General features: G+C 68.5%; 4 protein-coding genes and 1 pseudogene. 4 read left to right on the top strand and 1 reads right to left on the bottom strand.

What is annotated here, in order from left to right; all coding sequences use genetic code 11:
• Window positions 1-1,334, bottom strand: a pseudogene (locus AB0M99_RS22655) (AAA family ATPase); the annotation flags it as partial.
• A 371-nt stretch (window positions 1,335-1,705) separates the two neighbouring features.
• Here AB0M99_RS22655 and AB0M99_RS22650 point away from each other — a divergent pair.
• From AB0M99_RS22650 to AB0M99_RS22635, 4 genes are read left to right on the top strand one after another with little or no spacing between them, the layout of a single operon-like run.
• Entirely contained in the window at window positions 1,706-3,322 is a 1,617-nt protein-coding gene (locus AB0M99_RS22650; protein ID WP_365923110.1) for a phage tail sheath subtilisin-like domain-containing protein, read from the top strand.
• A 55-nt stretch (window positions 3,323-3,377) separates the two neighbouring features.
• Complete coding sequence (locus AB0M99_RS22645; protein ID WP_365923108.1) at window positions 3,378-3,815, top strand: hypothetical protein; 438 nt, start codon at window positions 3,378-3,380, stop codon at window positions 3,813-3,815.
• An 11-nt stretch (window positions 3,816-3,826) separates the two neighbouring features.
• Entirely contained in the window at window positions 3,827-4,288 is a 462-nt protein-coding gene (locus tag AB0M99_RS22640) for a hypothetical protein (RefSeq protein WP_365923106.1), read from the top strand.
• Window positions 4,285-4,446, top strand: coding sequence for a DUF6760 family protein (locus tag AB0M99_RS22635; protein ID WP_365923104.1), 162 nt, complete (start codon window positions 4,285-4,287; stop codon window positions 4,444-4,446). Before AB0M99_RS22640 ends, AB0M99_RS22635 begins: the two co-directional genes overlap by 4 nt.
• Window positions 4,447-6,000: the final 1,554 nt, after the last annotated feature.

Below are 6,000 nucleotides of genomic sequence, written 5' to 3'. Positions count from 1 at the left end.
GACACCGCCCGTACCGCCTCGCCCTGGCCGATCAGACGCCGGCCCAGCTCGTCCTCCATGCGGAGCAGCTTCTGGGTCTCGCCCTCCAGCAGGCGGCCCGCCGGGATCCCGGTCCAGGCACCCACCACGTCGGCGATGTCGTCGGGGCCGACCTCCTCCTTGACCATCTGCTCGTCGGGGTCGAGGGTGCGCGAGGCCTCCCGCTCCGCCTCCACGGCCTCCTCCACCTCGCGTTCGAGGGCGGGGATCGCTCCGTAGAGCAGCTTGGAGGCGGCGTCGAAGTCGCCGTCGCGCTGAGCTCGTTCGGCCTGCCCGCGGGCCTCGTCGAGGCGCTCCTTGAGCTCGCCGACGCGGTTGAGGGACTGCTTCTCCTTCTCCCAGCGCGCGGTCAGGCCGCGCAGCTCCTCCTCCTTGTCGGCGAGGTCCTTGCGCAGCTTGTCGAGGCGCTCGCGGGAGGCCGGGTCGGACTCGTTCTTCAGCGCGAGCTCCTCCATGCGCAGCCGGTCCACCGAGCGCTGGAGCTCGTCGATCTCCAGCGGGGAGGAGTCGATCTCCATGCGCAGGCGGGATGCGGCCTCATCCACCAGGTCGATGGCCTTGTCGGGAAGGAACCGGGAGGTGATGTACCTGTCCGAGAGCGTCGCCGCCGCGACCAGCGCGCTGTCGTTGATGACGACCTTGTGGTGGGCCTCGTAGCGGCCCTTCAGCCCGCGCAGGATCGCGATGGAGTCCTCCACCGACGGTTCCGGGACGAGGACCTTCTGGAAACGGCGCTCCAGCGCCGGGTCCTTCTCGATCCGCTCGCGGTACTCGTCCAGCGTGGTCGCGCCGACCATGCGCAGCTCGCCGCGGGCCAGCATGGGCTTGAGCATGTTGCCCGCGTCCATCGCCGAATCGCCGATCGCGCCGGCACCGACGACGGTGTGCAGCTCGTCGATGAAGGTGACGACTTCGCCGTTGCTGTCCTTGATCTCCGCGAGGACGGCTTTCAGACGCTCCTCGAACTCGCCGCGGTACTTGGCGCCCGCGACCATCGCGCCCAGGTCCAGGGAGACCAGCCGCTTGTTCTTCAACGACTCCGGGACGTCGCCCTTCACGATCCGCTGCGCGAGACCCTCGACCACGGCCGTCTTGCCCACGCCCGGCTCACCGATCAGCACCGGATTGTTCTTCGTACGGCGCGACAGGACCTGCACGACCCGCCGGATCTCCTGGTCCCGGCCGATCACCGGATCGAGCTTGCCCTCACGGGCCGCCGCCGTGAAATCGGTGCCGAACTTCTCCAGGGCCTCGTACTGGCCCTCCGCGTCGGGGGTAGTCACCCGCCGTCCTCCTCAGGTCGGTCGTCCGCTCGTGCGCGCAGGCACGCGTCGGCTCCCCAGTCTCAGCTGCCGGCACCTCGCGCACGGAGGGCGAAAGTTGACTCGTCGCCGCTCCGGTTGATCGTCGAGAATTCAACGTGATTCAGTCGGGGAATACGGAACTCGTAGGCCAAAGGTTGATCCGGCGCAGACCTCGGATGACAAATGCCCGGCGAACTTCCATATCTATTGCTTCCGTTTGACACGGCGTCGAGCAACTGGCCATGATCCTGAACAGAATCCACGGACCCGGCGAACGGGTAGACCTTTCCATTCCCCCACGACGGAAAGTGCGAACCACCCAGGATTCACCCTCGTGATAACTCACCAAGAAGGAGTGCTGGATGGCAACCTACCTGTCCCCCGGCGTATTCGTTGAAGAAGCCGCCGGCGGTTCGCGCCCCGTTGAGGGCGTCGGAACGGCAGTGGCCGCCTTCGTCGGATTCGCTGAGCAGGGCCCGCTCAACGAGCCGGTCCGCATCACCAACTGGGGTCAGTTCACCAAGACCTTCGGCGAGTTCATCGAGGGCTCCTACCTCGCGCACTCCGTCTACGGCTACTTCACCAACGGCGGCGGCACCTGCTACGTCGTCCGCGTCGGCGGGTCCGGCAAGGACGCGGTGGAAGGCAGCACTCAGTCCGTCGGCGCCGCACCGGCCCAGGTGCTCGGCGGCTTCCGCGTCGCCGCGCTGCCGGTCGCCGCGGGCCGTGACATCTCCGTCGACGTGCAGAAGAAGCCCGCGGACCCGAAGGCCAAGCGGCCGGCCGCCGGTGCCGCCGCGAAGGCCGGCGGCAAGGACGGCGACGCCGCTACCGACGGCGACACCTTCACCTTCACCGTGAAGGTGGACGGCTCCGCCACCGAGACCTTCGACGTCAGCGCCGACAAGGCCTCCCCGGCCTACGTGGTGACGCAGGTCAAGGAGCGCTCCCAGTACGTCATGGTGGAGGAGGCCCCGGCCGCCACCGGCACCGCGCTGGCGCTGCCCGACTCGTCCTCGCTGGCCCTCCCGGCCGCCCCGAAGGGGAACGCCGCGGGCGGCGAGGTCGTGGCCAAGGACGTCGTCGGCAAGTACGTCGGCAAGGTCAACGACCGCTCCGGCCTGTCCGGCCTGGAGGCCATCGACGACATCACCATGGTGATGGCCCCGGACCTGATGGCCGCCTACCAGGCGGGCAACGTCAGCCGCGAGCAGGTCAAGGCCATCCAGATGGCCATGATCAACCACTGCGAGAACATGGCCAACCGCATGGCCATCCTCGACCCGCTCCCGGACATGGGCCCCACCGAGGTCTACGACTGGCGGCAGAACGAGGCGGGCTTCGACTCGAAGTACGCCGCGCTCTACTACCCCTGGATCCAGGTCGCCGACCCGGTCTCCGGCAAGGGCTTCCTGATGCCGCCGTCCGGCCACGTCGCCGGCCTGTGGGGCCGCAACGACGAGGAGCGCGGGGTCCACAAGGCCCCCGCCAACGAGGTGCTGCGCGGCGCCCTCGACCTCGGCATCCAGATCACCAAGGGCGAGCAGGAGCAGCTCAACCCGGCGGGCATCAATTGCATCCGCAGCTTCCCCGGCCGCGGCATCCGCATCTGGGGTGCCCGTACGCTCTCCAGCGACCCGGCCTGGCGCTACCTGAATGTACGACGCTTCTTCAACTACCTGGAAGAGTCGGTCTACCTGGGCTCGCAGTGGGCGGTCTTCGAGCCGAACGACGAGCACCTGTGGTCCACCATCCGCCGCAACATCGCCGCTTTCCTGCTCAACGAATGGCGAAACGGCGCACTGTTCGGGAACTCGCCCGACGAGGCTTTCTACGTCAAGTGCGATGCGACGACCAACCCGCCCGAGGTCGTCGAAGCGGGCCAGGTCATCTGCGAGATCGGTGTCGCTCCCGTCAAGCCTGCCGAGTTCGTCGTCTTCCGGATCGCCCAGGACTCCATGTCCGGCGACGGCGAGTAGCACGAAGCCACAATCCACTGTCGATCAGCACGCACATCCAACAAGGAGAAAATAAATGCCCAGCGAAGAATTCCGGCGGACTCTGGCGATCGACGGGGTGCAGCTCGCCACTCTGCGCAGCGTGACGGAGCCCAACATCGAGGTTGAGACCAAGGAAGCCGACCAGATCAACGCCAAGACCGGTCAGATCGTTGCGGCCCAGATTACTCAGGGCAAGATGGCCTACTCGGACATCAGCGTCACGTTCCTGCCGTACAGCGACAGCCTCAAGACGGACAACTGGGACAACCTCAAGGCCATTCAGGACAATTTCGACCAGGCCGTGAAGACCGGCAAGACGGGGAACATCACCATCACCACCTTCCGTGGTGAGAAGCAGGTCAGCACCACGAACTACCTGAACGGTTTCGTCAAGGGCATCAACCCTCCCTCGGAGGCCGGCGGCGAGTACACCGCCACCATCGCCCACGGCGGCAAGGCTCCGGGTAAGTGAGGCGGGGGCGCGTGCCCGAGGGGCACACAAGTGCCGATGTCCGCGCCGACGCCTCGGTGCCCGCGCTCCCGGACGGTCCGCCCGCCGCAGGCGGGAGCCACCTGCCTACGGCGGGCCCGACCGTTTTCCCGTTCACACTTCCGCGCGGCTACGTGGATCCAGAGGGGAACGTTCATCGAACGGGAACCATGCGGCTGGCCACCGCCCGCGATGAACTCCTGCCACTGACCGACCTCCTGGTCCGTCAGAATCCCGCCTATCTCTCGGTAGTCCTACTGAGCCGTCTCATCAGTCTGGAGAACGTGGACGTCGTCGATGCCGACGTGGTCCAGGATCTCTTCGCCGTCGATCTGGCATTTCTCCAGAAGTTCTACGAGAAGATCAATCTGGACGGGACTCCGGTGGCCTCGACCGTATGTCCGGACTGTCAGCACGAATTCACCGTGGACATCGGGAGCCGCCTGGGGGGATGAAGACGTACGCGGCTGCGGAACTGCGCTCCGAGATCGCGTACATCGCCTATCACTTCCACTGGTCCCACAACGAACTACTCGATATGGACCACATTCAGCGGCGTGCGTACATCCAGAGCATCGCGGACATCAATCAGCTACTCGACGACAGGAACTAAGGCATGCACCGGGCCATCGGCGGAAACGGCACCACGCCGCTGTCCGAGTCCGTGCCCGCTACTCCGACCTGGCGGATACCGGTGGTCCTGCCGGAACCGCTCCACCGGGTCACGGCGGAGGCGCTGCCCGGTGCCGATGCCCGGCACGGGAGCGGCGGCCTGGTGTCGTTCAAGGACCACCGGCTGGTCGGCGACATCACCTTGCTGATCAACCGCGAAGCCCCGCTGGTGTTCCGGCTCGACGCGGAACCCAGCACATGGCTGCTGGGAGACACCCTCGCTGAGCGCCCCGCGGTACCGCTCCGCTGGCGGGCTCCGGCCTCTGCCGACAGCGGTCCGGCCGGAGCCCGGCCGACAGGGGAATCCGCCACGGCTTCCCCGTGCGGGGATCGGACCCGGCCCCTTTCCTCCGAGGATGTTCACCCTGGTCCGGCATCTGCTGTCCCAGCGCCAGTACCAGCCCAAGTGCGGGTCCCAGCCCCAGTCCCCGCGTCAGCCCCAGCGCCGGAACCGGGACAGCAGACGCCGGACCAGGGCAGCTCCCGGCGAGGAACGTTGCCCGGGCGTCTCGCACGTTCGTGGGCCTCGTCCCGTGCCACTGCCCTTTTCCGCCGTGGGCAGCGGCGCGGGACCATCACCTCCGGCGCGTCGGAGACCGCGTTCGGGGACGCACTCGCTCCCACAGCCCGTACGGAGCTGCCGACCGCGGTCGACGGGAGCACGGCGCGCGAGTGGCCTGGTCCCTCCATGGCGCCCATCGTTCCCGGAACGACTCCCCGCCCGGACCGCTCCACGAACATGACTGTTGACCCGGCGGCCGTGCCGGGTACCCCTGTCGTACCCGGGCAGGGTGCCACGTCGGCCACGGCGCAGTCCGCGCCACGCGTTGCACCGGCAGCAGCCGCTGTTACCCCGTCGGCTGCGCCCGCCAGGCCGGTGCCCACCCTCCCCGCGGAGACCGCGGCTACCGCAGCCACCACGGAGACCACCGCCGGGGCCTGCGCTCCGCAGTGCCTTCAGGCCCCCGTGCCCGCTGTGCGCCTTGACGCGAGCGTGTCCGCGGGCGCCGACAGCGTCGTGCCCGAGGCCGCCTCGGACGCCGTCACGCCCATTGCCGACCACACCGCCGAAGCCACGACAGGGCCGCACCGCGCCGCTTCGACGGTGCGAACGGCACATGCCGCATCGACACCGCTGCCCGAGCCGCAGGAAACCGCGCGTACCACCGTGACCCGGTCGGCCCCGGTACCCGCCCCGGCGGCACCGGACTCACTGCCGCAAGCCCCTGTCCCGGGAGCCGCGCATGTACCGGGCACGGCCGTCGGCCCGGTCGCCCCGGCCATGAGGGCAGACACCACCCCGGCCGAAGGGATCGGTGCTGCCCGCCCGTCGGGGCCGCGGTCCTTCCAGGGGCTCATCGGAGCCGGGACCTCCGTACGGCGTCCTCGCCGCCGGCCTCGCCGTGTCCCCGAAGCCGTTCCGCAGTACCCCGTACCGGCCCCGGAAACCGCTGCGTCGTCCCTCACCGACCCGGAGCCCGACGCTGTCGGCGAC

Origin of the sequence: Streptomyces sp. NPDC051183 (assembly GCF_040682455.1) — a bacterium.
In the GTDB taxonomy this organism is placed as follows: Bacteria; Actinomycetota; Actinomycetes; order Streptomycetales; family Streptomycetaceae; genus Streptomyces.
The sequence above is the reverse complement of the archived record's forward strand: the minus strand, read 5'-3'. Positions and strand labels throughout refer to the sequence as shown.

What these genes read in the sequence shown, in the direction of transcription:
- AB0M99_RS22650 (WP_365923110.1), top strand. Translation starts at nt 1,706, where the DNA reads ATGGCAACCTACCTGTCCCCCGGCGTATTCGTTGAAGAAGCCGCCGGC.
- AB0M99_RS22645 (WP_365923108.1), top strand. Translation starts at nt 3,378, where the DNA reads ATGCCCAGCGAAGAATTCCGGCGGACTCTGGCGATCGACGGGGTGCAG.
- AB0M99_RS22635 (WP_365923104.1), top strand. Translation starts at nt 4,285, where the DNA reads ATGAAGACGTACGCGGCTGCGGAACTGCGCTCCGAGATCGCGTACATC.